Raw genomic sequence first — 23,711 nt, 5'->3', positions numbered from 1 at the left:
CCTGCGCTTGCCGCCTTGCACTGAACAGTATGGTCTCAAACCGCGAAGGTGGATTTAAGTGGTCCTGACCCTAGCTTATTAATGTTGATAACCGAGCATCGGCGGCAATTTTACCGGAGTCGCGCCGTCTTTTAAGGTGAGACCGCCGCCGGATAATACACAGCCAATGGGGGTTGCCTGCACGGGCAGCGGCAGTTCTGGTCGCGCGGTAAACAGCAATTGATAATCATCGCCCCAGCTTGCCGCCTGCATCCGGCTTTCAAGGCTGTCGCTGCGATAGCTGATATAGAGCGGCGACAAGGGCACGCACGCAAGGTCGATTTCTAAGCCAATCTGGCTGGCAGTCGCCAATCGTTCGGCATCGAGCAGCAAACCATCCGACACATCCATCATCGCGGTGACAATCGGCGCAAGCTTTTGGCCGTCGGCCACCCGCGCGACTGGCCGGTTAAACGCATCGGCCAGCGGCCCAACCTCATCAAAACCAGCGTCAATGAGTTCAAATCCAGCCAAGGCATCGCCGAGCGTCCCCGTCACATATACTATGTCACCAATTTGCGCGCCGGATCGCGATGGCACGGGGCGATGGGTTGCCCTGCCCAAAGCGGTCAGCCCAAGCGCCCGTTTGTCGCCGCGATTGGCAACGGTATCTCCGCCAAGCAAAACGACGTTGTAATGCGCCAGCGCCTTTTCCAACCCAGCGGCAAATGCCCTGTCCCATGCATCGTCACCCAGCATGAAGCCAAGCAGGACACCAACGGGCGCTGCGCCCTTTGCGGCCAAATCAGACAGGTTCGATGACAATAATTTCCACGCGACGTCGGCTGGATTGGCGTTTGACCGGAAATGCAAGCTCTCTGCCATCATGTCATGCGTGATAATCAACGCCGCATCGCCGATGTCGATCACCGCAACGTCATCCATTAACCCACGCGCCGCAGGGTCAGTGGCAAAACCACGCAAGAGATTGATGAAGCTGGATTCGGTGGTCATGGGGAAACGTTACCGCATTGCGAGGACATGCAGAACCATATTCAGGACAGCGCCGTTCAGCGGGCGCGTACGTCCTTTGCAACGGCGTCCAACAAGCCATTGACGAACTTCGCGTCCTTCTTGTCAAAAAACGCATGGGCGACGTCGAGATATTCGTCGATGACCGTCGCGGTGGGCACATCTGGCCGGGCGATCAATTCATAGGTGCCGCAACGTAATATCTGGAGCATCGTCTTGTCCAGACGGTCCATCTTCCATTTCTCACCAAGCTTGCCATCGACACGTTCGTCGATTTCTGCGCGCCGCGCATCAACGCCCGAGACAACATCATCGAAGAAATCGGGGTCGGCATCGGCATATTGCGCGTCTTCGATTTCCTGACCCAGCCGGTGCGAATGAAATTCATTCAGCAAGCGGGCGATGCCGATATCTTCCATATCCATTTGATATAACGCCTGCACCGACGCAAGCCGCGCCGCCGAACGGGATTTGGATTTGGCACTGGCGTTATGGGCACTCATAATCTTTTCCTGACACTCGCCGCATGGGCGGGTAAACCTTCGGCATCGGCAAGCGTTGCTGCCGCCGGACCAATATTATTGATAGCCTGTTGATCAAGCGCAATGAAGCTGGTCCGCTTCATGAAATCGAGCACCGACAGGCCAGACGCAAAGCGCGCGCGCCGTCCGGTGGGCAATACATGATTTGGTCCGGCGACATAATCGCCAATCGCCTCGGGCGTCATACGGCCCAAAAATACCGACCCTGCGTGGCGAACAAGGTCAAACAGCCGTTCGGCGCGGTCATCATCGACCGCCAGCTCCAAATGCTCCGCCGCCAACCGGTTGACCAAAGGCATTGCGCCTTCCAGATCAGCGACCACGATAATCGCGCCAAAGTCCGTCCAACTGGCCCGCGCAACCGCGCCCGTGGACAGCGTCGCAATTTGCGCGTCAACTGTGGCTGATACTTGGTCCGCAAATTCGGCATTGTCCGTGAACAATATCGACTGGCTCGTCGGGTCATGTTCGGCCTGACTTAACAGGTCCGCCGCAATCCATTCGGGGTCATTTTGGGCATCAGCCACCACGACGATTTCCGACGGTCCAGCCACCATGTCGATGCCAACCACACCATAAAGCTGCCGTTTAGCCTCGGCCACCCATGCATTGCCGGGGCCAGTGATGACATCTACGGCCCGAATGTGCGCGGTTCCATAAGCCAAAGCCGCAATCGCCTGCGCGCCACCGACGCGCCAGATTTCGTCCACACCAGCCACATAAGCGGCGGCCATGACGGTCTGGTTGGTTGCACCGCCCGGCGTTGGCGTGACCATCACGATGCGTTCCACCCCAGCCACCTTCGCGGGAATCGCGTTCATCAACACCGATGATGGGTAGGCCGCACGGCCACCGGGGACATAGACCCCCGCCGCATCAACCGCCGACCAGCGCGCGCCAAGCCGCACATTGTCACTGTCACGATAATCGCGGTTTTCTGGCAGTTGCGCCTTGTGATAGGCCTCAATCCGCTTCGCCGCCAGCGTCAGCGCGTCGCGCAGATCAGGCGCGAGCGCGTCATAGGCCGCTTTGCACTGCGCCGCGTCAATCTGCCACCCTGCTTCGTTCAGGTCGAAACCGTCAAAGCGTTGCGTCATTTCAGCCAGCGTCACATCGCCAAGTGCGCGCACATCTCGAATCGTTTGCGCCACGGCGCTCGACACATCGGCGTCCGCCTCACGCCGGCCATTTACCAACGCGTCAAATGCATCCGCAAAACCAAACTCGGAGGAATCAAGCCGCTGCACGGGCGCCCGTCAATTCTCTGAAACGTTGCACCATAGCCGGAATAGTCCCGCTCATCATCTTGTACGCAGCGCGGTTGACAATCAGCCGCGCCGACACTTGGGAAATGACCGCCGTTTCGACGAGGCCATTTTCGGCGAGCGTTTTGCCCGACGACACTAGATCCACAATCCGCCCCGAAAGCCCAAGCAAAGGCGCAAGTTCCATCGCGCCATTCAACTTCACGCATTCGGCCTGAATACCGCGCGCGTGATAATAACGGCTGGTCGTGCCGGGATATTTGGTGGCCACGCGGATATGCCCGCCATTGACATCGTCGGGGATGCCCTGCGGCATCGCCACCGATATGCGGCAACGGCCTATGCCCAAGTCCACGGGCGCATAGAGTTCCGAATAATCAAATTCATCGATAACGTCCGAACCAACAATGCCAATCTGCGCCGCCCCATGGGCAACAAAGGTCGCCACATCGAACGCGCGGACGCGAATGATGCTGATCGCCGGATCGTTGGTCGCGAACAAAAGCGCGCGGCTGGCGTCGTCGAAAAACGCCGCTTCAGGCTCTATACCCGCCGCTTGCATCAACGGCAAAGCCTCGTCGAGAATCCGTCCCTTGGGGATTGCAAAGATGATTGGTTCAGTCACAATGACCGCGCTTTACGGGTCGCGGGCAGAAAGGGCAATATGGCAGAAAATATAGCATCGGATGATTTTGGACGCGGCGTGATGGATGATGCGCATGTGGCAGAGGGCATAATGATTCAGGCCGAACATTGCCGCCGCAACGACGCGCCCGTGACAGCGCGGATCGTCGAGGCGCAGCTTGCGCTCATGCAAGGCGAAAATATGATCGGACGGCGCATTGCCAACTGGCCGGGGCTGCCATTGGAGGATGCCCTGCCATTGCGGCTCGCGGGCGGGCTTCACCATCTGCACCTGACGGGCGCAGATGATCGCTTGGGGCCAATTTATCGCGGCGAAGTGACGGATCAGGCCGAAGTCGACGCCATCATCGCCGCAATTACGCATGACCATGGTGCGCGATTATTGCCATGGCTGGATGGTCCGCCCCAAACCAACGAAGCCGGGCGTTCCGCCAACTTCATGGCCGCTTTGCTGTGGCTTTCGCCCAAAATCGGTTCGCAATTTGAACTGAATGAACTGGGCGCGAGCGCGGGCATCAATAGCATGATGGACCGTTATCATTATGACTTAGGCGGCGTCAGCGTGGGGCCAGAAAATTCTCCGATGCGTATTAGGCCCGATTGGCATGGCCCGCCGCCGCCTGATTCGCTGGTAACGATCACCCACATTCATGGCTGTGATCAGGCCCCCATTGATTTATCCGACCCCGCATCCGCATTGCGCGTAAAAAGCTATGTCTGGCCTGAAAATCTGGATCGGCTGGCACGCATGGACGCCGCGATTGCTCTTGCCGCCGTGCAACCACCCAATGTTGTAAAGGCCGATGCGCTCGACTGGGTGTTGGAGCGCCTATCTGCTCCACAAGACCCTTATGTCGTCCGCATATTCAACCATTCGATTGTGTGGCAATATATCCCCGAGGACCGGCGCCAGAAAATCCGCGCAGCCATTGAAGCCGCTGGACAAAAAGCAACGCCCGAACGACCGCTCGCTTGGGTCATGCTGGAAACCAATCGCGAGACTTTCAAGCATGAGCTATCGGTCAAATATTGGCCTGGCCCCGACGAATGGCATTTGCTGGCCGAAGCGCATGCCCATGGTGCGTGGATAGACTGGCGCGGCGATTAGGCCAAAAATGCGTCCATCGCCGCGTTCACGGAATCGGGTCGTTCCCAAATCACGAAATGTCCGCAATTTTCGACGGGCACGATCGTTACGTCGGGCACAAGCTCTTGTATGCCATCAATGTTGCTCGGCGGCAAAGCCAGGTCATCCATCGCCCATACAATCAATGTCGGAATCATCAGCGGCGGAAATGCACCCGCGGCAAAGGCCGGGATTTCGGCATCCTCGTCCATCGCAGGCACATATAGCGCAGACGCGCGATACCAGTTGAGCATTCCGAAACAGGCGTCACGGTCTGCCCAATCGGCCAATAATGCGGCACGCTCCTCGGGCTCCATCGCATTTGGCTTGTCCCATTTGATCGTCTTCAACAATAGTCCGGTCAGCCCCTGTTCCTGCACCAACGCGTCGTTCGCCGGATCACGAAAGGCGCGAATATATTGGCTCGACTCGCGCTGGTTCATGTCGGTAATCAACAAATTCTGGAAAATATAGGGATGCGGCGCATTGGCGATAATCGCGCGCGGCACACGCCCCGCCCAAGCGGGATTGAGCGCGCTGGCTTGCCCGTTCAACGCAACGCTCCACGCAATCGCCCCTCCCCAATCATGGCCAGCGATGATGAATTCCTGCACATGCAAGGCATCGGCTAGCGCAAAGATATCGGCAGTCAGCTTGTCCGCCGTATACGCGTCCACCTCCTGCGGCTTTGACGTCCCGCGATAGCCGCGCTGATCGGGCGCGATGCAGTAAAAACGGTCGGCGAAATGCGCGATCTGGTGCCGCCATGTGCGGTGCGATTCGGGAAAGCCGTGTAGGAAAATAATCGCCGGATTCTTGGGATCACCAGCCGTAAACGCGTCCATGTCGATTCCCGTCGACAGCGACAGGCGGTGCGGGGAAAGTTCGATCATGTCATTTGGCCCTCTGGTTTAGCTGACCCGTTTCACACGGATGCCCCGGCCGTTCATCACCAGCATGAAGCTGCCAAGCGAGCCGCGTTTGATGGTGAACGCTTTGCCATCTCGCAAAAGCAAGGGTGTCGCCTCCGTCGTCTGCCACACCCCTGCATCCTTGACGGTGAATTGGTATTTACCGGCTCCTATGGACTTCACGCCCGTCAGATCGCCTTCGACTTGTTTGAATTCTGCTTCCTGCTCTGCGTCGCTTTCACCAAAAAACGGAATTTTCGGTAAGGAAAAACCGAACAAAGACTTTTTAGTTTTGCGCACGTCATTTTGGTCCAGCATGACAATCTGGCGGTTGTCGGTGGCATCTTCCAATGCTTTGGTTGCGGTATCGAAGCATGCAAGACGCACGGCGGCGTCGGCCAAGGCGCGACACGCGACGATGTCTGTGTACACCTTGGGTCGGTTCGTGTCTGAATCGGCGGCAAAAGCAGGGGAAGCACATAAAGCAACCAAAAGAACAGCTTGTGTCAATTTATGCATATATTCATCTCCTTTATGGGCCGATTTTCTGGTGTCTTAGAATAGCTAAATCTCGTCGGGTGCACTAGCCTTGATGGCCAGCGCATGGACGCGCATTCCGGGAATATCGCCCAGCGCCTTGTTCACCATGCGCTGTCGCATCAGGCGGGCAACGCCGGTAAAGGCTGCGCTCTCAATTTCGATGGTGAAGTGGGATTCGCCGGACCCGTCATCGCCGCTATGGCCGTGATGCTTGGCGCTGTCGTTGATGACGGCAAGGCGGGTTGGCGCGAATGCTGTTTCAAGCAGCATTTCCATTTCAACTTGTGCAGGACCTTTTTTCATAGCCTGCTCTTCCCATATGGCAGGTTTTTCGCCAAGGAAAATCATGGCCTCCGACCGTTCCACTGACCGATTTCACGGCCGCATTCGAGGGGGCGGGCGGCCATGCGCCTATCCCCGCTGCCGCGAAGCGGGGGAATTTCGCGCGCCTGATCCGAAAGGACAGGCCGCGTCGGCCAACGGCCCCGGCGACTATCAATATCTCTGCCTTGACCATGTGCGGCAGTTTAACGCGGGCTATAATTGGTTTGCGGGCATGAGCGCCGACGAAATTTCCATGGCGCAAAGCCCGGTGCAATTCTGGCCAAGTGAAACCCGCGCCTTTCGCGCCAATGGCAATGTCGATTCGCCGCCGAAATGGGCGGACTTTAAGGACCCGCTGGATGCTATCTCCACCCGGTTCCGGTCGCGCCTACCCAAAGAGCGTGCCGATGGCCATTTTCTGTCGCTGGAGGACCGCAAAGCGTTGCGGACGCTAGGGCTTGGCGAGGATGCCGATCGCCGCGCCTTACGCAGCGCCTATTCGGCGAAGGTGCGCGCCTATCATCCGGACAAAAATGGCGGCAACCGCTCCTATGAAAAGGCTTTGCAAGACGTGATTGCTGCCTATACGCACCTTAAATCTTCGCCCGCTTTCATTTGACGAGAATAACATGACTGACATCCCAAATATCCAACCCGACAGCCGCGACGCGACCATCCTCGCCGCCCCTGACAAAATGGTCAGCGTGCGCGCATTGTTCGGCATTGATGTGGATATGGAATGCCCCGCTTTTTCCATTGCCGACGAACGTGTGCCTGACACCGACGACAGCTATGTCTTTGACCCCGACACCACCCTCGCGATCCTTGCTGGCTTTGCCTATAACCGCCGCGTGATGGTGCAAGGCTATCACGGCACGGGTAAATCCACGCATATTGAACAAGTTGCGGCGCGTCTGAAATGGCCATGCATCCGCATCAACTTGGACGCGCATATCAGCCGTATCGACCTGATCGGCCGTGACGCCATTGTTTTGCGTGACGGGCAGCAAGTGACCGAGTTCCGCGAAGGCCTGTTACCTTGGGCGTTGCAGACGCCGACGGCATTGGTGTTCGACGAATATGATGCTGGCCGCCCTGACGTGATGTTCGTGATCCAGCGCGTGTTGGAAACCGAAGGTAAGCTGACCCTGCTCGACCAAAACCGCGTCATTCGCCCCAACCCCTATTTCCGCCTATTTGCCACCGCCAACACCGTAGGGCTTGGCGATACCAGCGGCCTGTATCATGGCACGCAAGCGATCAACCAGGGCCAGATGGACCGCTGGAACATTGTCGTTGGCCTGAACTATCTGCCTGCGCAGGTTGAAGGCGAAATCGTTTTGGCAAAGGCCTCGGGCACTGACGCTGCTACTGTCGCCAATATGGTAAAGGTTGCCGAAATGACCCGCCAAGGTTTCATCAACGGCGATATCTCGACGGTTATGAGCCCGCGTACGGTCATCACCTGGGCGCAGAACACCGCGATTTTCAAAAATGTCGGCTTTGCCTTCCGCCTGTCATTCCTCAACAAATGCGATGACGCGGAACGCGCCTTGGTCGCCGAATATTATCAGCGCGTTTTTGGCCAAGATCTGCCAGAAAGCGTCGTTGGCAAAACGAAGTAACTACCGGCTATTTCGCCGCCTCAGTTGAAGGAACGCATTATGAAACGCTTCGCACTGGCTCTCGCGCTCATGCTGTCGGCATCACCGGCATTTGGCGCGTTGAAACCCGGGACACGCGCAACCGATTTCACGACGCAAGCCGTGCTGGCCGGCAAGGCCGATAGCTTCAACCTGAACAAGGCTTTGAAAAACGGGCCAGTGGTGCTGTATTTTTATCCCAAAGCGTTCACGTCAGGCTGCACCGTTGAGGCGCATGAATTTTCCGAAGCTGCCGATGACTTTGCCGCTTATGGCGCGTCGATTGTTGGCATGTCGGCCGATAATCTGGAGACGCTAAAGCGCTTTTCGGTTGAAGCCTGCCGCAACAAATTCATGGTCGGTATCGCGACCAAGCCCATGATCAAAAATTACGACGTCAGCCTGCCCATGATGGGAGGTACCAACCGCACGACCTATGTCATCGCGCCTGATGGCAAGGTGTTGTTTGCCTATTCGCAGCTTGGCGTGAAGGGCCATGTTTCCGGCGCGCTGAACGCGGTAAAGGCATGGCACGCGGCGAACGCCAAGCGCAAGTAATGCGTAAGCTCGCTTTCCTGCTTTTGCCAATGCTCCTGTCTGGTTGCACCGTGGCCGTCGCATATGGCGATGTGCCGCACAGCACGCTGGTGGAAAATCCGCGTTGCAATCCAACGCAGAATGACAGCGCCGCGATAGCCGGAAAAGACCATTTCATTGTTACGAGCCGCCTGCCCGACTGCCGCGGCGATACTATCGCCCTGACCAATCACAGGGCCGATCGCGTGCGCTATGCCCGCTTTGCGCCACCGCAAAAGATAAAGCCTGCGAAGGGCGATGCGCAAGTGGTTGTGCCACTTGCATTCCAACCGGAGGATGCATGGTGGGATGGCCTGCGCGATGCGGCGAACCTGCGCAAGGGCCGTGTGCTGCTATATGTGCATGGCTATCGCGAAACACTGGCAACTACGGCGCGCGACGCGGTGCAAATTGGCGCGATGAGCAATTTTGATGGGCCAATCATTCATTATAGCTGGCCCTCACAAGGCAATTTGCTGAGCTACGCCGTTGATGAAACCAACATGTATTGGGACGAGCGCAATTTCCGCAATTTCCTGACCAAATTGGCGCGGACGGAGTGGGTCAAGGAGATCGTCGTCGTGTCCCATTCGCTTGGCGCGCGGCTTGTAATTCCGGCGGTTGAATATGTTGACCGCACATCGACCAACGCCGATTCCAGCAATATTTCCAATATCATATTGGCATCACCTGATGTGGATCGTGAAGATTTTGAACGCGACATCGCTGAAGAAGTCCTAGCCGCGCGGCGTGTCAACAATGACCGGCGCGTGACGGTCTATGCATCGCTCAGCGACCGCGCGCTGGCCTTATCGCGCGCGGTGCATGGCTATCCGCGCTTAGGCTCGCCATTTTGCTTCAACCCCTTTGAGGCGCAGGAACTAAAGGCAAAGGGTCTGCCGCAACGCTGCTTTGCGACCAAGTCAAAATATCAGACCGAACCTGCCAAAACCGGCTTCACAATTATCGATACTAGCGACGTGTCCGGCGATAGAGTGGGCCATAGCGACTATTTGCGCAGCTTTGCCGTATGCAAGGATTTTGCCGCCGTTGTGAACGGCGCACGCACCACACAGGACCGCGTGGCGACCAAGGATGCACATGTCTTCACCCTGCGCGCTCCGGAAAAGCCGACGAAGGAAGACATTGCCGCGATGTGCAAGAGATTGCCTGATTAATGTCCAACGACACCCCTCTGGAACAATTTAAGCAAGTGCTGACCGGCACCGCCCGTGCGCTCGCGCATGAGCCGGAGGTAGAATTGGCCTTCACCGCCGATGCGCCAAGCCAGGCGGGCAAGAATTTCAAGGTACCTATGCCGGGCCGCCTGCTTCCGCCCGATCAAGTCGCCGAGGCGCGTGGCTTTGCCGACAGCTTTGCGTTGAGGTTGAAGCATCATAACCCCGCCCGCCACGCCGCATTGCGCCCATCCGAAGTCATTGCGGGTGCAGCCTTTGACGCGGTGGAAAATGCGCGGGTTGAGGCGCTGGGTTCGCGCAATATGGCGGGAATTGCCGCAAACCTTGGCCATGCGCTTGAACTGAAAATGCGCACCGACCCGATTGCCCGCGCACAAGCCCCTGACGAAGTGCCCATTTCCACGGCCTTATCCCTGATCGTGCGCGAACGGCTGACCGGCGCGCCTGTGCCAGCCGGTGCCGCCGCTGGCGTTGATATGCTGCGCGGTTGGATTGAGGAAAATGCCGGTAGTGACCTTGATGCGCTGGCGCTTGCGCTGGATGATCAAAACGCCTTTGCCGCGCTGACTCAATCCATGTTGGAGCATCTGAAACTTACCGAAGGGGATGTCGATCCGTCCGATGCCGACGAAGGCGGCGATGATGCAGAGGATGCGCAAGACCAAGACGGCGACAGCGAAGATGACGGCGAAGGCGAAGCTGGCCAAGCCGAAGCCCGCGCCGAGCCGCAGCAAGGCGAAGGCGAAGAGACTGAGGCCGATTATGACGGCGAAGACATGGATGATCAGGACGGCGCCGACGGCGAAATGGGCGATGACGGGATGCAACCTGTCACGCCGCAGCGCCGCAATTGGGACCATTTGCCGCAAAGCGATTATAAAATCTGGTCGACCAAATTTGACGAAACTATCACCGCGACCGAACTTGCCGACGAAGAAGAGCTGAACCGGCTGCGCGCGTATCTCGACCAACAATTGTCGAACCTGCAATCGGTGGTGACAAAACTCGCCAACCGCCTGCAACGCCGCCTGATGGCGCAACAAAACCGCAGTTGGGATTTCGACCAAGAAGAAGGCATGCTCGACGCCGCACGACTTGCCCGCGTGATTGTCTCACCGGGAAGCTCTTTGTCCTACAAAATCGAACGCGAGGCCGATTTCCGCGATACTGTGGTGACGTTGCTCATAGACAATAGCGGCTCGATGCGCGGACGGCCCATCAGCATCGCCGCGATCAGCGCCGACATATTGGCGCGCACCTTGGAACGCTGCGGCGTCAAAACCGAAATATTGGGCTTCACCACCCGGGCGTGGAAGGGCGGGCAAGCGCGCGAGGATTGGCTGGCCGCCGGACGCCAACCCATGCCCGGCCGCCTCAACGACCTGCGCCATATCATCTACAAAAAAGCCGACGAGCCATGGCGGCATGCCAAGCGCAATCTGGGCCTGATGATGCGCGAAGGGCTGTTGAAAGAAAATATCGACGGAGAGGCTTTGCTCTGGGCGCACAACCGCCTGATCGCCCGCGCCGAAGACCGCCGCATATTGATGGTGATTTCCGATGGCGCGCCCGTGGACGACAGCACCTTGTCGGTCAATCATGGCGGCTATCTTGAACAGCATTTGCGCAAGGTCATCGAAATGATCGAAACGCGCAGCCCCGTGCAACTGGTCGCCATCGGCATCGGCCATGACGTAACGCGTTACTATAAACGCGCGGTGACGATCATGGATGTCGAGCAATTGGGCGGGACGATGATTGAACAACTGGCTGGGTTGTTTGACGAGGAATAAGCTTGCCTTTCGCACGCCGCATTATATGATTTAATCAAACGATTAAACCTGTGGGGACATATAGATGAACGTAACCGAAGCCGTCGCCTCACGGCGCTCTGTCCGGCAATTTCTGGATAAGCCTGTCGATCAGACGACACTTCAACGCGTGCTTGCCAAGGCGCAGCGTTCGCCCTCCGGCGGCAATACGCAGCCTTGGAATGCCGTCATCCTCACAGGCGCGCCGCTGGCTGACCTCACGGCAAAGATCAAGGCAAAGGCCGCCACTGCGCCGATGGGTGATGGCCATGAATATGACATCTACCCCAAGGGCCTTGAAGGCCGCTACGAAGACCAGCGCCGCGGCGTGGGCAAGGCGATGTTCGACGCGCTTGGCCTTGCCCGCGAAGACGGCGCTGGCCGCGTTGCGCAGATGATGAAAAACTGGGACAGCTTTGGCGCGCCGGTGCAATTGTTCACCTACACAGCCAAATATATGGGCCCGCCGCAATGGTCGGACATGGGCATGTGGCTGCAAACCGTGATGCTGTTGCTGCGCGAAGAGGGCCTCGACAGTTGCGCGCAGGAAATCTGGGCGATGTACGGCACGACGATGCGCGAACTGCTGAACATTGATGATGAACATATCTTCTTCTGCGGCATGGCAATTGGTTATCGCGATACAGACGCCGCCGTGAATAACTTCACGGTGCCACGCGTGGAGATTGATGCGGCCATTAAATGGGAAGGCTTTTAAAAAAAACGTCATGCTGAACTTGTTTCAGCATCCATTCAGCCCCGCAAACCAAGGGGCAGAGAAGCAAAATGGACCCTGGAGCCGCAGGCGTGCAGAGCACAAACAAGTTCAGGGTGACAGTTGGAGGTGACTTGACCTTGATGGTAGTTTCCACCATCGCCAGCGCATGACAGAATTGCGCCTCTTCAACAGCCTGACCCGGCAACTGGAAACCTTCACCCCCGTTCACGACGGCGAAGCGCGGGTGTATAGCTGCGGGCCGACGGTGTATAATTACCAGCATATCGGCAATATGCGCGCTTATGTCTTTGCAGACACGTTGGGTCGCGTGCTCTCTTACAAGGGCTACAAGCTCACCCATGTCATCAACATCACCGATGTTGGCCATCTGACCAGCGACGCCGACGCGGGCGATGACAAGATGGAGAAAGCGGCGGCAGCACAAGGCAAGTCCGCATGGGATATCGCGGCCTTTTACCAAGCGGATTTTGAGGCCGATCTGGAACGGCTGAACATACGCAAGCCCGCGCACCCCAAAGCGACCGAATATATCGACGCAATGATTGAATGGGGCAAAAGCATATCCGACAAGCATTGCTATATACTCGACAGCGGCCTGTATTTCGATGTTTCGACCGTTCCAGAATATGGCCGCCTGGCCCGCGCCGTCACCGAAGATGGCGAAGCGCGGATCGAAGAAGTCGATGGCAAACGCAACGCCGCCGACTTTGCCATTTGGCGTAAGACGCCAGTGGGCGAAACACGGCAGATGGAGTGGGATAGCCCATGGGGCAAAGGCGCGCCGGGATGGCATCTGGAATGCTCGGTCATGTCAAAGGCACTGCTTGGCATGCCGTTCGACATCCACACCGGCGGCATTGACCATCGCGAAATCCACCACCCCAATGAAATCGCGCAAAATCAAGCGCATGAGGGCTGCGCCGACAGCGGCGCGCGCATTTGGATGCACAATAATTTCCTGATCGAGCGTAGCGGCAAGATGAGCAAATCGTCCGGCGAATTCCTGCGCCTGCAGTTGCTGTTCGACAAAGGCTTCCACCCCCTCGCCTACCGCCTGATGTGCTTGCAAGCGCATTATAGGAGCGAGCTGGAGTTTAGCTGGGAGGGGTTGCAGGCGGCGTTTGTTAGGTTGAAGCGGATGGTGATGGGGGTCAGCGCTCTCAAGACCCGTCATGCTGATACCCAAACCCGTCATGCTGAACTTGTTTCAGCATCCATCGTGCCCAACGAACCGATGGTTGAGGCTGATAAATGGACCCTGAAACAAGTTCAGGGTGACGTTGCGGAGGTGCGAGGTGACGTTGCGGGGGTGCGAGGTGACGTTGCGGGGGTGCGAGGTGACCTTTCTTCTCCCATAGCGGCTACGCTGAAAGACTTTGCGGCGGCAATAGCGGACGACCTCAACACCGCCATCGCTATCACCGCGTTGGAAAACATCGTCGGCCTTAAAAAGGTCGATGTCGCACAACAGCTTGCAGCCATTGCAGAGATGGATGCCGCCCTCGGCCTCAACCTATTGCCCCTCACCCGCCAGGACCTCCGCATCCGCCCCAAGGCCGCCATCATCACCGAAGCCGAAATCGAAACCGCCCTCGCCGCCCGCACAGAAGCCCGCGCGGCAAAAGACTTCGCCAAGTCCGACACCATCCGCGATGACCTGATCGCCAAGGGCGTCGAGGTCATGGACGGCGACCCGCTGGGCTGGGATTGGAAATTGGATGTTTAACCCTCCATCATTCCCCTCCCGCCTGCGGGAGGGGAGAAGTACATGACCAAAACGAAACTCGTAATGTCGGGCCTTGTGCGTCCGTTGATTGAACCGCGTTTGCCCGACTGGATTGATCCGCATTTCTTCATGTCCAAGGATGAGGCGCTTGCGCTTGCGCCGCAGGCGGAGATTGGCTGGTTTGATATGTATGACAAGGGCGACATGGCGACAGTCATCGGTGCCGCGACCCACATGAAATGGCTCAACAGCATCTATGCCGGCGTCGACGGCATGCCGCTGGCGCAATTGAAGGCGCAAGGGTGCGTTGTGACGAACGGCGCGGGCATCAACGCGGTTACCATCGCCGAATATGTGGTAATGGGCATGCTGACCGTCGCCAAAAACTATCGCGAAGTCGTGCGCGCGCAGGAACGACGTGAATGGTTGCAGGATTCGCCAGGAAAGGTCGAACTGTTCGGGTCAAAGGCATTGCTGCTGGGCTATGGCGCGATTGGCAAGCTGATCGAAGAACGCCTCAAACCCTTTGGCGTTGATGTGACTGTCGTTCGCCGCTCGCCGGGGCCAAATATGCTGACGCCCGACCAATGGCGGGCGCAGTTGGGCGATTTTGACTGGGTGATCCTCGCCGTTCCCGCAACGCCGGAAACAGACAATATGATTGGCGCAGATGAGCTTACCGCCATGAAACCCAGCGCAACGTTAATCAACATCGCGCGCGGGTCGGTTGTCGATCAGGACGCGCTGGTCACCGCATTGCAAGCCAAGCACATCGCCAACGCGTTTCTGGACGTCACCACGCCGGAGCCTTTACCCACCGACCATATATTGTGGACGCTTGATAACGCCCATGTCACCATGCATTTGTCCGGCCGCGCGCAGGACAAGATGTTTGTCCGCTCGGCCACGCGCTTCTTCGAAAACCTCGAACGCTATCGCAAGGGCGAAGCGCTTGAGCCCATGGTGGACCTCGACCTTGGTTATTGATAACAACCGGAGCCCTGAGCAGCAGTCGCAATGCGGCTGCGTCCGTCGAAGGGCGCTTGTCGGTTGTAGCGCTACCCCCGACAGGCGCGTTTCGACAGGCTCAGCACTACGGTATGAGAGAAACAGTTAATGCCACATAACCCCGCCGAAATCTGGCACACGGTCGCCTTGTCGCGCGATGTAGATGCCATCGCCGCGATCCTGCACGACGACTGTGTCTTCGAAAGCCCCGTCGTCCACACGCCCCAACTGGGCAAGGCGATCACCGCCAAATATCTGGCAGCGGCGGGGCATACATTGGGCAATGCGGAATTCAAATATGTCGGCGAATGGCACCGGGAGAACAGCGCAATCCTCGAATTTCAAACCGTCATCGACGGCGTTGCTATCAACGGCATTGATATGATCACCTGCGATAATGACGGCCTGATCACCCATTTCAAGGTGATGGTGCGCCCGTTAAAGGGCATGAACATGCTGCACCAGAAAATGGGCGAAATGTTGCAGCAGATGTCGGGCTAAACAAAATTAAGCGGTATCTCCAGTAGTGCATCAATGACTTTGCCGTCCGGTGCAACCAATTCGTCCAGCATTAACATCGAAATACCATGGACCAACGACCACGCATGCAGCGCCGCGACTTCGTGCTCCATGGCAGTGGCGTTGGTCGGCAACACATTTGCAACGCAATCTTTGAGCAATTGCATGGCATTGTCCATTGCGCTGTCATGGGCATCAATATATTTAATCGACGGTTTGGTTGCCATCATCAACCGGTATAATCCGGGATTGGCCAATGCGAATAAGATATAGGCGCGGCCCGATGCCTCTAATGCAGTTTTTGGCGTCTTGCCAGCCATTGCAATGCGCTGACTTTCGCACAGTTGCTGCGCGCCGTGTTCGCACAACTCGAACAACAACGCCTGTTTGTCGGGAAAATGGCGATAGACGGCCGTCGCGCTAACCCCCACCGCCCGCGCCACTTCGCGCAACGACATTTCATCGGCAGCCCGGCTCGCAAGCAGCTCCAATCCAGCCGCGACAAGGGCTGAGCGAAGGTCGCCATGATGATAGCGTCGCGGTTCAGATTCTATGTTGACACCGTTACCTTTGATCATCATGTTATCACCGTAAACTTTAATGAGTCGAAGTTCAAGCAAAGGATGTTGATATGGCAAGTGCAGTCGAAACATTGATCCGCGGCGTGGTGAGCAAAGGTGTGACCAAGATTGCCGATTTTAATCGCGACCGGATGAAAGCGGATAAACCCAATCCCTATCTAACGGGTATTCATGCGCCAATGGATGCGGAACTGACGCTCGATAGTTTGAAAGTAACCGGCAGCATCCCGAGCGAACTGGACGGTCGCTATATTCGCATCGGCCCCAATCCGGCGGCTCCCGAAAATCCCGCCGCCTATCACTGGTTCACCGGCGACGGCATGGTGCATGGCGTGCGGCTGCATGACGGCAAAGCGTTATGGTACCGCAACCGTTGGATCAAGAGCCGCAAAGTCACTAAGGCGCTCGGCCTTCCCGATGCGCCGGGGCCACGCAACGGCGCGTTTGATACGGTCAACACCAATGTCCTGGGCCATGCTGGTGAGACATGGGCGATTGTCGAGGCAGGTAGCTATCCTGTGCGGATTAACGAGGAACTTGAAACCATCGCCTTTGATCCTTTTGGCGGGACGCTCAAAAACGCTTTCTCTGCACATCCGCATCTCGACCATGACAGCGGTGAAATGCATGCGATTACCTATAAGGGCGATATCGCCGACACGATCTGGCATGTAGTCGTCGATGCCAAAGGCAAGGTCCGCCGCGAGGAACCAATCCGCGTACAAGATGGCCCGTCGATCCACGATTGTATGATCACCAAAAACTATGTGATCATCCTCGATTTACCCGTGACCTTTTCGATGAAGACATTGCTCGCAGGCCATCCTTTCCCTTATGCATGGAACCCCGCGCACAAGGCGCGCATCGGTCTGCTTCCAAAGGAGGGCAGCAGCGACGATGTCATCTGGTGCGACGTCGCGCCATGTTATGTGTTCCACCCCTGCAACGCTTTTGAGGCCGAAGATGGCACAGTCATCATGGATGTCTGCGCGCATGATACGATGTTTGCCGAAAGCAAAATCGGCCCGGATTCAGCGCGCGTCCCGTTTGAACGCTGGACGATAGATCCAGCCGCACGCAGCACCAAGCGCATGGTAATTGACCCAGATTCCCAAGAATTTCCACGCCCCAATGAGGCACGCATCGGTAAGCCGTATCGGTTTGCCTATACGATGTCGCTGCCCGATGGCTTTGACGGGGCCTCGCCGAACCAGTCAAAGCTGTACAAGCATGACCTTGAGGCTGGCGTTCGCAAAGTCCATGATTTCGGTTCGGGCCATATCCCCGGCGAGTTTGTTTTCGTGCCAAAACAAGAGGCGAAGGCGGAGGATGATGGTTGGCTGATGGGCTATGTTGTGAACATTGCGGCGCAGACGACCGATCTGGTGATCCTGAACGCAGCCAATTTCGAAGCCGCTCCTCAAGCCATCATCCACATCCCGCACCGCATCCCGCCCGGCTTTCACGGCAATTGGGTTGCGGCATAAAAAAAGGGCCGGAAGGTTTCCCCTCCGGCCCGTTTTGTGTGCATTACAAAGCGTTGGACGATTAAAAGTCCATGCCGCCCATGCCGCCCATTCCGCCCATGCCGCCTGGCATGCCGCCAGCGCCACCGGCCTTGTCTTCTGGTGCGTCGGAGATAGCAGCTTCAGTGGTGATCAACAGACCAGCAACCGATGCCGCATCTTGCAATGCAGTACGAACGACCTTGGTTGGGTCGATAACGCCCGAGGCCACGAGGTTTTCATACACATCTGTTGATGCGTTGAAGCCCATGGTCTCGTCATTTTCCCGCAACAAATTGCCCGAAACAACAGCGCCGTCATATCCAGCATTGGCCGCGATCTGACGCAATGGAGCGACAATAGCCTTGCGGATGATGTCGATGCCACGTGTCTGGTCGTCATTGACGCCCTTCAGGCCTTCGAGAGCCTTTGTAGCGTACAGAAGTGCCGTACCGCCGCCGGGGACGATGCCTTCTTCAACCGCTGCGCGGGTTGCGTGCAGGGCGTCATCAACGCGGTCCTTGCGTTCTTTCACTTCGACTTCGGTCGAACCACCGACCTTGATCACGGCAACACCGCCGGCGAGCTTCGCCAAACGCTCTTGCAGCTTTTCCTTGTCGTAATCCGACGTGGTGTTTTCGATTTGCGCACGGATCGCTTCTACGCGGCCCTTGATCGCATCAGTTTCGCCAGCACCGTCGACGATGATGGTGTTGTCCTTGTCGATGGTGACGCGCTTGGCTTGGCCAAGCATGCCCAAGGTAACGGTTTCAAGCTTGATGCCCAGATCTTCGCTGATCATTTCACCCTTGGTGAGGATCGCGATATCTTCCAACATCGCCTTGCGACGATCGCCAAAGCCTGGTGCCTTTACGGCAGCAATCTTCAAGCCGCCACGTAGCTTGTTGACAACCAAAGTGGCAAGCGCTTCGCCTTCAACGTCTTCTGCGATAATCAGCAATGGACGGCCCGACTGCACCACAGCTTCGAGGATTGGCAACATGGCTTGCAAGTTGCCGAGCTTCTTTTCGTGGATGAGGATATATGGGTTGTCCAACTCGACCGACATCTTCTCGGTGTTGGTGATGAAATATGGCGACAGGTAACCGCGGTCAAACTGCATACCTTCGACAACTTCGAGCTCGCTTTCACGGCCCTTGGCTTCTTCGACGGTGATGACGCCTTCCTTGCCAACCTTCTCCATGGCATCTGCAATCATCTTACCGATTTCAGCTTCACCATTGGCAGAGATTGTGCCGACCTGTGCGATTTCAGAAGAACCCGCAACTGGCTTCGAACGCTTAACAAGGTCAGCAACAACCGCGTTTACCGCTGTGTCGATGCCGCGCTTCAGGTCCATTGGGTTCATGCCTGCTGCGACCGACTTCATGCCTTCGCGCACGATTGCTTGTGCAAGAACCGTGGCAGTAGTCGTGCCGTCACCGGCAATGTCGTTGGTCTTCGAAGCAACTTCGCGGACCATTTGCGCGCCCATATTTTCGAACTTATCCTTCAGTTCGATTTCCTTGGCGACGGTAACGCCGTCCTTGGTGATGCGTGGTGCGCCAAAGCTTTTGTCGATGACAACATTGCGTCCCTTTGGACCCAAAGTCACCTTCACCGCATCGGCGAGGATGTCTACGCCGCGCAGGATGCGTTCACGCGCATCGCGGCCGAATTTCACGTCTTTAGCAGCCATGATATTTTTCCTTTAAGTGTGTGCCCCAGCGAAGGCTGGAGACTGAATTACGTTGTGTTCCCCAGCGAAGGCCGGGGTCCAGACTATGTTGTGTTCCCCAGCGAAAGCTGGGGTCCAGATTCGAACGTTTACAATGGATCCCGGCCTGCGCCGGGAAGCATGTCAGTTGTTTAAGAAACGATTCCCAATATGTCCGATTCCTTCATGATCAACAGGTCTTCACCGTCGATCTTGACTTCGGTGCCCGACCATTTGCCGAACAGGATTTTGTCGCCCGCCTTCACGTCGAGCGCCGTTACGGTGCCGTCATCGGCGCGTGTACCCGAACCCACGGAGACGACTTCGCCTTCTTGTGGCTTTTCCTGAGCTGTATCAGGGATGATGATCCCGCCAGCGGTTTTTGCTTCGGCCTCGACCCGACGGACGAGAACGCGGTCATGCAATGGACGAAATGCCATGTTGAACTATCCTTTTTTTGTTTCGCCATCCCGCCACGCCTGCATGAAGCAGAGGACGGCAATGAATGTACATTAGCACTCATACAGGACGAGTGCTAACGGAGCCCAGATAGGGTGTTTTTGTGACAGGTCAAGGACTCGGGGAGCGAATTTTTTGCGTCGCAGGTCAGGCGCGCGCCGGCAACCCCGCCGCTCTCAACGCCGCATGCGCATCGGCAATGCTATATTGGCCGAAATGGAATATTGATGCCGCCAGAACCGCGCTTGCATGGCCTTCGCGCACGCCAGCGACCAGATGGTCGAGATTGCCAACACCGCCGCTGGCCACCACGGGGATGTTCACCGCATCGGCGATTGCGCGGGTGAGTGCGAGGTCGTAGCCATCGCGCGTGCCGTCGCGGTCCATGCTCGTCACCAGCAATTCGCCTGCGCCAAGGTCGGCGAGCCTGACGGCATGTTCGAGGGCGTCAATGCCGGTTGGATTGCGGCCACCATAAGTAAAGATTTCCCATCCGCTGCCCGTCCGCCGCGCATCCACCGATGCCACAACGCACTGGCTGCCGAAACGTGCGGCGATGTCGGCCACGACCTCTGGCCGCGCTACGGCTGCGCTGTTCACCGCGACCTTGTCTGCACCCGCCAGCAACAATGCCCGTGCATCCTTGGCACTGCGCACGCCGCCGCCGACGGTTAGCGGCATGAAACATACTTCAGCGGTGCGCCGGACCACATCAATGATCGTCCCGCGCCCCTCATGGCTTGCGCCGATATCCAAGAAGCAAAGTTCGTCCGCACCCGCCGCATCATAGGCCTGTGCTTGTTCTACCGGATCACCGGCGTCGCGCAGGTCGACAAAGTTCACACCCTTGACCACCCGGCCATTGGAAACGTCGAGACAGGGGATAACGCGGACGCGGACGGTCATAACAATTCCTCCCCGTTACGGGCAGGGGGACCGCGACGCGCAGCGTCGGGGTTGAGGGGGGCGGTCATTGGCATGTCACCATTGAAAACTTACCGCAGCCCTGAGCCATCAGCGCGATCAGCGCTGATGAAAGTCGAAGGGCGCCCATCGTTGATGCGTCAGCATTTAACACACCCTTCGACCAACGCGACCGCAAGCGGCCGCTGTTCAGGGTTACGGTGTTATGTGATTGGCAGTTCACGCGCGCTCCGCCACCTTAATCGCCGTCGCCAGATCCAGCCGCCCGTCATAAATCGCACGGCCCGTAATCACGCCTTCAATGCCGTCCTTCGCATGCAGCGACAGCATGTGAATGTCATCAATGCCCTTCACCCCGCCGCTGGCGATCACCGGAATGTTTACCCGCCGCGCCAAATCAACCGTCGCGTCAATATTACAACCGGTTAGCATCCCGTCGCGGCCAACATCCGTGAACAGGATCGACGCCACGCCCGCGTCTTCGAAGCGGCGGGCCAGGTCGATGACGGGCATGTCGGATGTCTCGGCCCAGCCCTCAGTCGCGACAAACCCGTCGCGCGCGTCGACTGCGACAACAATACCGTCCGCAAATTCGCGCGCCATGTCCTTCACAAATGCCGGGTCTTTTAGCGCAGCCGTACCAATCACCAGCCGCGCGACGCCCATGTCGAACCAGCGTTCAACCGTCTGCGGATTGCGAATGCCGCCGCCCAATTGGATATAGCCGGGGAAATTTTCGATAATCCCCTCCACCGCTTCGGCATTTTCAGGCCGCCCGGCAAATGCCCCGTCGAGATCGACGACATGGAGAAATTGCGCGCCTTGTTCGGCAAACAGCATCGCTTGCGCCGCCGGATCATCGGCATAGACGGTCGCGCGGTTCATATCGCCCTCGGCCAAGCGCACAACCTCGCCACCCTTCAGGTCAATCGCAGGGAAGACAATCATGAAAAATACTTTCTTCTTTGTGTCTTTGCGTCTTTGCGTGATAAATTTGGTTCGCACAAAGGCACAAAGGCAGGAAGATGTTTGTGCGTTTTGGTCACGGCATCCATTCCAGAAAATGTTTCAGAAAATTGATGCCATAGGCCTGGCTTTTTTCCGGATGAAATTGCACACCCATTATGTTGTCACGGCCCACAGCAGCGACGAGGGTGCCGCCATGGTCCGTCGTAGCCAGCACATCGGCGGCGTCCGCTGCATCAAAGTGATAGCCATGAAGGAAATAAGCTTCGCCGCGCTCTATCAACGGCGCGCCGTCCCGCGGCACCACATCATTCCAACCCATATGCGGGATTTTCAGATCCGGCGCGGGCGCAATCGCGCGCACAGTGCCGCCGATCCAACCCAGCCCGCTTGTGCTTCCATGCTCAACGCCTTCGTCGGCGAGCAACTGCATCCCCACGCAAATGCCCAGAAACGGTGTCGCTTCGACCCGAACGCGCTGTTCCATCGCGGCGGTCATGCCTTCAATGGCAGACAAAGCGTCTATACAATGCGCAAAGGCACCTACGCCGGGCAGAACGATACGGTCGGCCTTGGCAACGATAGCGGGATCAGCGGTCACGCGAATATCGGTCGCGCCCGCCGCCTTCAACGCATTATGCACCGAATGCAGGTTCCCCGCGCCATAATCAATGAGAGCAAGGTTCACATTCCCCTCCCGCAGGCGGGAGGGGAGCGCAGCAGGACTGTCCCCCGGACAGTCCCAAAGGCCGCGCTGGGTGTGGCGAGCCATAGGCGAGCTTGCAACCTAACCGTCACAGGCCCACCCCCGACCCCTCCCGCCTGCGGGAGGGGAGATTCACAACGTCCCCTTAGTCGACGGAATCGCATCCGCCTTGCGCGGGTCGATCTCAACCGCTTGGCGCAAGGCGCGGGCCAAAGCCTTATAACAGCTTTCCACAATATGGTGGTTGTTCGAACCATATAGATTTTCGACATGCAACGTGATGCCCGCGCTGGTCGCGAAGCTATGGAACCAATGTTCGATCAGCTCGGTATCCCATTCGCCAAGCCGCGGCATGCCAAGCGATACTTTCCAGACAAAATAAGGCCGCCCCGAAATGTCGAGCGCACAACGCGTCAAGGTTTCGTCCATCGGCGCATAGGCTGTGCCGTAACGGGTAATACCGCGCTTATCGCTTAATGCCTGCAACACAGCCTCGCCAATGGCGATGCCAGTGTCTTCGGTGGTATGATGCTGGTCGATATGCAGGTCGCCTATCGCCTTCACCTTCAAATCGATCAACGAATGGCGGGACAATTGCTCCAGCATATGGTCGAGAAAGCCAATGCCCGTTGACACTTCATACACACCACTGCCGTCAAGGTTAACCTCAACATCAATGGACGTTTCATTCGTCTTTCGACTGATAGAGCCTGTACGCATGGCCGCCGATATAGCCGCACTAGCGCATTTGGCAAGTTGGCTTGCGGCAATAAGCGTCTTGATTTCGGGCTCCCGTCGGTCCACCTAGAAGCTATGACCGAAGAGCATGTTGATAGCCTGATTCCTTATGATGACGTTGTGCAAGAGGCATTGCGCGCGGTGGTGGGCCGTGTGCTCGGCAATGTCGCGCGCGATGGCCTACCGGGCGATCATCATTTCTACATTACTTTCAAGACTCAAGCCCCTGGCGTTTCCATTCCGCAACATCTGCATGAACGCTTCCCTGACGAGATGACCATTGTGCTCCAGCACAAATATTGGGACCTTAAGGTGGAGGCAGAGCATTTCGAAGTTGGCCTGTCGTTCAGCCAGATCCCGTCGCATCTGTTCATCCCTTATTCCGCGATCACCGCCTTTGTGGACCCAGCCGTAGACTTCGCGTTACAGTTCCACGTTGACGCAGGCGAAAGCGCCCCTGAACCGCACGAAGAAGCCGGCAATGACGGCCCCTCCGTCGTCGTCGAAGACGGCTCCAACGTCGTCAGCGT

General features: G+C 57.3%; 26 protein-coding genes. 12 read left to right on the top strand and 14 right to left on the bottom strand.

The genetic code is table 11. The features are described from left to right. Nucleotides 1-78: 78 nt before the first annotated feature. Genes thiL through hisG form a run of 4 tightly spaced genes read right to left on the bottom strand, consistent with a single transcriptional unit; the run spans nt 79 to nt 3,443 of the window. Entirely contained in the window at nt 79-993 is a 915-nt protein-coding gene (gene thiL / locus HEQ34_RS11580) for a thiamine-phosphate kinase (RefSeq protein WP_296200561.1), read from the bottom strand. A 56-nt stretch (nt 994-1,049) separates the two neighbouring features. Further along, entirely contained in the window at nt 1,050-1,514 is a 465-nt protein-coding gene (gene nusB, locus HEQ34_RS11575) for a transcription antitermination factor NusB (RefSeq protein ID WP_296200558.1), read from the bottom strand. Next, complete coding sequence (gene hisD / locus HEQ34_RS11570) at nt 1,511-2,800, bottom strand: histidinol dehydrogenase (protein ID WP_296200554.1); 1,290 nt, start codon at nt 2,798-2,800, stop codon at nt 1,511-1,513. Before hisD ends, nusB begins: the two co-directional genes overlap by 4 nt. Beyond that, a complete protein-coding gene (gene hisG, locus HEQ34_RS11565) occupies nt 2,787-3,443 on the bottom strand; it encodes an ATP phosphoribosyltransferase (protein ID WP_296200551.1) in 657 nt (218 codons plus the stop codon). The genes hisD and hisG overlap by 14 nt, the downstream gene beginning before the upstream one ends. A 39-nt stretch (nt 3,444-3,482) precedes the next feature. On the opposite strand from hisG, the gene HEQ34_RS11560 reads away from it, so the two are divergent. Then, a complete protein-coding gene (locus tag HEQ34_RS11560; RefSeq protein ID WP_296200548.1) occupies nt 3,483-4,571 on the top strand; it encodes a DUF2332 domain-containing protein in 1,089 nt (362 codons plus the stop codon). Here HEQ34_RS11560 and HEQ34_RS11555 read toward each other — a convergent pair. From HEQ34_RS11555 to HEQ34_RS11545, 3 genes are read right to left on the bottom strand one after another with little or no spacing between them, the layout of a single operon-like run. After that, nucleotides 4,568-5,482, bottom strand: coding sequence for an alpha/beta hydrolase (locus HEQ34_RS11555; RefSeq protein ID WP_296200545.1), 915 nt, complete (start codon nt 5,480-5,482; stop codon nt 4,568-4,570). The two genes, HEQ34_RS11560 and HEQ34_RS11555, sit on opposite strands and share 4 nt — an antisense overlap. Before the next feature lie 18 nt (nt 5,483-5,500). Next, the gene (locus HEQ34_RS11550; RefSeq protein WP_296200541.1) at nt 5,501-6,019 is read right to left on the bottom strand and encodes a hypothetical protein; all 519 of its coding nucleotides are present in this window, start codon (nt 6,017-6,019) and stop codon (nt 5,501-5,503) included. A gap of 45 nt (nt 6,020-6,064) precedes the next feature. Beyond that, the gene (locus HEQ34_RS11545; RefSeq protein ID WP_296200540.1) at nt 6,065-6,343 is read right to left on the bottom strand and encodes a BolA family transcriptional regulator; all 279 of its coding nucleotides are present in this window, start codon (nt 6,341-6,343) and stop codon (nt 6,065-6,067) included. Between the two features lie 43 nt (nt 6,344-6,386). Between HEQ34_RS11545 and HEQ34_RS11540 the strand changes: the two genes are divergently transcribed. The 9 genes from HEQ34_RS11540 to HEQ34_RS11500 all read left to right on the top strand — a co-directional run bounded on the left by HEQ34_RS11540 (nt 6,387) and on the right by HEQ34_RS11500 (nt 15,567). Further along, nucleotides 6,387-6,983, top strand: coding sequence for a J domain-containing protein (locus tag HEQ34_RS11540; RefSeq protein WP_296200537.1), 597 nt, complete (start codon nt 6,387-6,389; stop codon nt 6,981-6,983). Nucleotides 6,984-6,993: 10 nt separating this feature from the next. Beyond that, a complete protein-coding gene (gene cobS, locus HEQ34_RS11535) occupies nt 6,994-7,989 on the top strand; it encodes a cobaltochelatase subunit CobS (RefSeq protein WP_296200534.1) in 996 nt (331 codons plus the stop codon). 39 nt (nt 7,990-8,028) lie between these two features. Beyond that, nucleotides 8,029-8,565, top strand: coding sequence for a peroxiredoxin (locus HEQ34_RS11530; protein ID WP_296200532.1), 537 nt, complete (start codon nt 8,029-8,031; stop codon nt 8,563-8,565). Beyond that, nucleotides 8,565-9,761, top strand: a complete 1,197-nt coding sequence (locus tag HEQ34_RS11525; protein ID WP_296200529.1) for an alpha/beta hydrolase — start codon at nt 8,565-8,567, stop codon at nt 9,759-9,761. Before HEQ34_RS11530 ends, HEQ34_RS11525 begins: the two co-directional genes overlap by 1 nt. Continuing rightward, a complete protein-coding gene (gene cobT / locus HEQ34_RS11520; RefSeq protein ID WP_296200527.1) occupies nt 9,761-11,575 on the top strand; it encodes a cobaltochelatase subunit CobT in 1,815 nt (604 codons plus the stop codon). The genes HEQ34_RS11525 and cobT overlap by 1 nt, the downstream gene beginning before the upstream one ends. A 64-nt stretch (nt 11,576-11,639) precedes the next feature. Further along, nucleotides 11,640-12,311, top strand: coding sequence for a nitroreductase (locus HEQ34_RS11515; protein ID WP_296200525.1), 672 nt, complete (start codon nt 11,640-11,642; stop codon nt 12,309-12,311). Nucleotides 12,312-12,477: 166 nt separating this feature from the next. After that, nucleotides 12,478-14,058: a cysteine--tRNA ligase gene (gene cysS / locus HEQ34_RS11510; RefSeq protein ID WP_296200523.1), complete on the top strand. Its 1,581-nt coding sequence runs from the start codon at nt 12,478-12,480 to the stop codon at nt 14,056-14,058. 42 nt (nt 14,059-14,100) lie between these two features. Further along, a complete protein-coding gene (locus HEQ34_RS11505; RefSeq protein WP_296200520.1) occupies nt 14,101-15,045 on the top strand; it encodes a D-2-hydroxyacid dehydrogenase in 945 nt (314 codons plus the stop codon). 129 nt (nt 15,046-15,174) lie between these two features. Beyond that, nucleotides 15,175-15,567 (top strand): nuclear transport factor 2 family protein, encoded by a 393-nt coding sequence (locus tag HEQ34_RS11500; RefSeq protein ID WP_296200517.1) that lies wholly within the window; start codon nt 15,175-15,177, stop codon nt 15,565-15,567. On the opposite strand, the gene HEQ34_RS11495 is transcribed toward HEQ34_RS11500, so the two are convergent. Further along, nucleotides 15,564-16,166: a TetR/AcrR family transcriptional regulator gene (locus HEQ34_RS11495; RefSeq protein ID WP_296200514.1), complete on the bottom strand. Its 603-nt coding sequence runs from the start codon at nt 16,164-16,166 to the stop codon at nt 15,564-15,566. The two genes, HEQ34_RS11500 and HEQ34_RS11495, sit on opposite strands and share 4 nt — an antisense overlap. Before the next feature lie 50 nt (nt 16,167-16,216). On the opposite strand from HEQ34_RS11495, the gene HEQ34_RS11490 reads away from it, so the two are divergent. After that, complete coding sequence (locus tag HEQ34_RS11490) at nt 16,217-17,653, top strand: carotenoid oxygenase family protein (RefSeq protein ID WP_296200511.1); 1,437 nt, start codon at nt 16,217-16,219, stop codon at nt 17,651-17,653. A 61-nt stretch (nt 17,654-17,714) separates the two neighbouring features. Here the strand turns inward: HEQ34_RS11490 and groL are convergent, their stop codons facing one another. The 6 genes from groL to hisB all read right to left on the bottom strand — a co-directional run bounded on the left by groL (nt 17,715) and on the right by hisB (nt 23,163). Next, nucleotides 17,715-19,370, bottom strand: a complete 1,656-nt coding sequence (gene groL / locus HEQ34_RS11485) for a chaperonin GroEL (RefSeq protein ID WP_295490368.1) — start codon at nt 19,368-19,370, stop codon at nt 17,715-17,717. A 170-nt stretch (nt 19,371-19,540) separates the two neighbouring features. Continuing rightward, a complete protein-coding gene (gene groES / locus HEQ34_RS11480) occupies nt 19,541-19,828 on the bottom strand; it encodes a co-chaperone GroES (RefSeq protein ID WP_295442258.1) in 288 nt (95 codons plus the stop codon). Nucleotides 19,829-19,994: 166 nt separating this feature from the next. Continuing rightward, the gene (gene hisF / locus HEQ34_RS11475; RefSeq protein ID WP_296200507.1) at nt 19,995-20,753 is read right to left on the bottom strand and encodes an imidazole glycerol phosphate synthase subunit HisF; all 759 of its coding nucleotides are present in this window, start codon (nt 20,751-20,753) and stop codon (nt 19,995-19,997) included. A gap of 237 nt (nt 20,754-20,990) precedes the next feature. Next, nucleotides 20,991-21,719, bottom strand: coding sequence for a 1-(5-phosphoribosyl)-5-[(5-phosphoribosylamino)methylideneamino]imidazole-4-carboxamide isomerase (gene hisA / locus HEQ34_RS11470; protein WP_296200505.1), 729 nt, complete (start codon nt 21,717-21,719; stop codon nt 20,991-20,993). Nucleotides 21,720-21,813: 94 nt separating this feature from the next. Beyond that, nucleotides 21,814-22,425, bottom strand: a complete 612-nt coding sequence (hisH, locus tag HEQ34_RS11465; protein ID WP_296200503.1) for an imidazole glycerol phosphate synthase subunit HisH — start codon at nt 22,423-22,425, stop codon at nt 21,814-21,816. A 150-nt stretch (nt 22,426-22,575) separates the two neighbouring features. Then, nucleotides 22,576-23,163 (bottom strand): imidazoleglycerol-phosphate dehydratase HisB, encoded by a 588-nt coding sequence (gene hisB, locus HEQ34_RS11460; RefSeq protein ID WP_296200501.1) that lies wholly within the window; start codon nt 23,161-23,163, stop codon nt 22,576-22,578. Between the two features lie 93 nt (nt 23,164-23,256). Here hisB and HEQ34_RS11455 point away from each other — a divergent pair. Next, the coding region (locus HEQ34_RS11455) for a ClpXP protease specificity-enhancing factor SspB (RefSeq protein WP_296200499.1) at nt 23,257-23,711 on the top strand (455 nt) is incomplete at its 3' end.

Source organism: Sphingorhabdus sp., from assembly GCF_023910635.1.
Classification (GTDB): Bacteria; Pseudomonadota; Alphaproteobacteria; order Sphingomonadales; family Sphingomonadaceae; genus Sphingorhabdus_B.
The sequence above is the reverse complement of the archived record's forward strand: the minus strand, read 5'-3'. Positions and strand labels throughout refer to the sequence as shown.

Excerpts from the sequence above, each read along its gene's own strand:
- thiL (WP_296200561.1), bottom strand. The coding sequence starts at position 993 with ATGACCACCGAATCCAGCTTCATCAATCTCTTGCGTGGTTTTGCCACT.
- nusB (WP_296200558.1), bottom strand. The coding sequence starts at position 1,514 with ATGAGTGCCCATAACGCCAGTGCCAAATCCAAATCCCGTTCGGCGGCG.
- HEQ34_RS11560 (WP_296200548.1), top strand. The coding sequence starts at position 3,483 with ATGGCAGAAAATATAGCATCGGATGATTTTGGACGCGGCGTGATGGAT.
- HEQ34_RS11555 (WP_296200545.1), bottom strand. The coding sequence starts at position 5,482 with ATGATCGAACTTTCCCCGCACCGCCTGTCGCTGTCGACGGGAATCGAC.
- HEQ34_RS11550 (WP_296200541.1), bottom strand. The coding sequence starts at position 6,019 with ATGCATAAATTGACACAAGCTGTTCTTTTGGTTGCTTTATGTGCTTCC.
- HEQ34_RS11545 (WP_296200540.1), bottom strand. The coding sequence starts at position 6,343 with ATGAAAAAAGGTCCTGCACAAGTTGAAATGGAAATGCTGCTTGAAACA.
- HEQ34_RS11540 (WP_296200537.1), top strand. The coding sequence starts at position 6,387 with ATGGCCTCCGACCGTTCCACTGACCGATTTCACGGCCGCATTCGAGGG.
- cobS (WP_296200534.1), top strand. The coding sequence starts at position 6,994 with ATGACTGACATCCCAAATATCCAACCCGACAGCCGCGACGCGACCATC.
- HEQ34_RS11530 (WP_296200532.1), top strand. The coding sequence starts at position 8,029 with ATGAAACGCTTCGCACTGGCTCTCGCGCTCATGCTGTCGGCATCACCG.
- HEQ34_RS11525 (WP_296200529.1), top strand. The coding sequence starts at position 8,565 with ATGCGTAAGCTCGCTTTCCTGCTTTTGCCAATGCTCCTGTCTGGTTGC.
- cobT (WP_296200527.1), top strand. The coding sequence starts at position 9,761 with ATGTCCAACGACACCCCTCTGGAACAATTTAAGCAAGTGCTGACCGGC.
- HEQ34_RS11515 (WP_296200525.1), top strand. The coding sequence starts at position 11,640 with ATGAACGTAACCGAAGCCGTCGCCTCACGGCGCTCTGTCCGGCAATTT.
- cysS (WP_296200523.1), top strand. The coding sequence starts at position 12,478 with ATGACAGAATTGCGCCTCTTCAACAGCCTGACCCGGCAACTGGAAACC.
- HEQ34_RS11505 (WP_296200520.1), top strand. The coding sequence starts at position 14,101 with ATGACCAAAACGAAACTCGTAATGTCGGGCCTTGTGCGTCCGTTGATT.
- HEQ34_RS11500 (WP_296200517.1), top strand. The coding sequence starts at position 15,175 with ATGCCACATAACCCCGCCGAAATCTGGCACACGGTCGCCTTGTCGCGC.
- HEQ34_RS11495 (WP_296200514.1), bottom strand. The coding sequence starts at position 16,166 with ATGATGATCAAAGGTAACGGTGTCAACATAGAATCTGAACCGCGACGC.
- HEQ34_RS11490 (WP_296200511.1), top strand. The coding sequence starts at position 16,217 with ATGGCAAGTGCAGTCGAAACATTGATCCGCGGCGTGGTGAGCAAAGGT.
- groL (WP_295490368.1), bottom strand. The coding sequence starts at position 19,370 with ATGGCTGCTAAAGACGTGAAATTCGGCCGCGATGCGCGTGAACGCATC.
- groES (WP_295442258.1), bottom strand. The coding sequence starts at position 19,828 with ATGGCATTTCGTCCATTGCATGACCGCGTTCTCGTCCGTCGGGTCGAG.
- hisF (WP_296200507.1), bottom strand. The coding sequence starts at position 20,753 with ATGACCGTCCGCGTCCGCGTTATCCCCTGTCTCGACGTTTCCAATGGC.
- hisA (WP_296200505.1), bottom strand. The coding sequence starts at position 21,719 with ATGATTGTCTTCCCTGCGATTGACCTGAAGGGTGGCGAGGTTGTGCGC.
- hisB (WP_296200501.1), bottom strand. The coding sequence starts at position 23,163 with ATGCGTACAGGCTCTATCAGTCGAAAGACGAATGAAACGTCCATTGAT.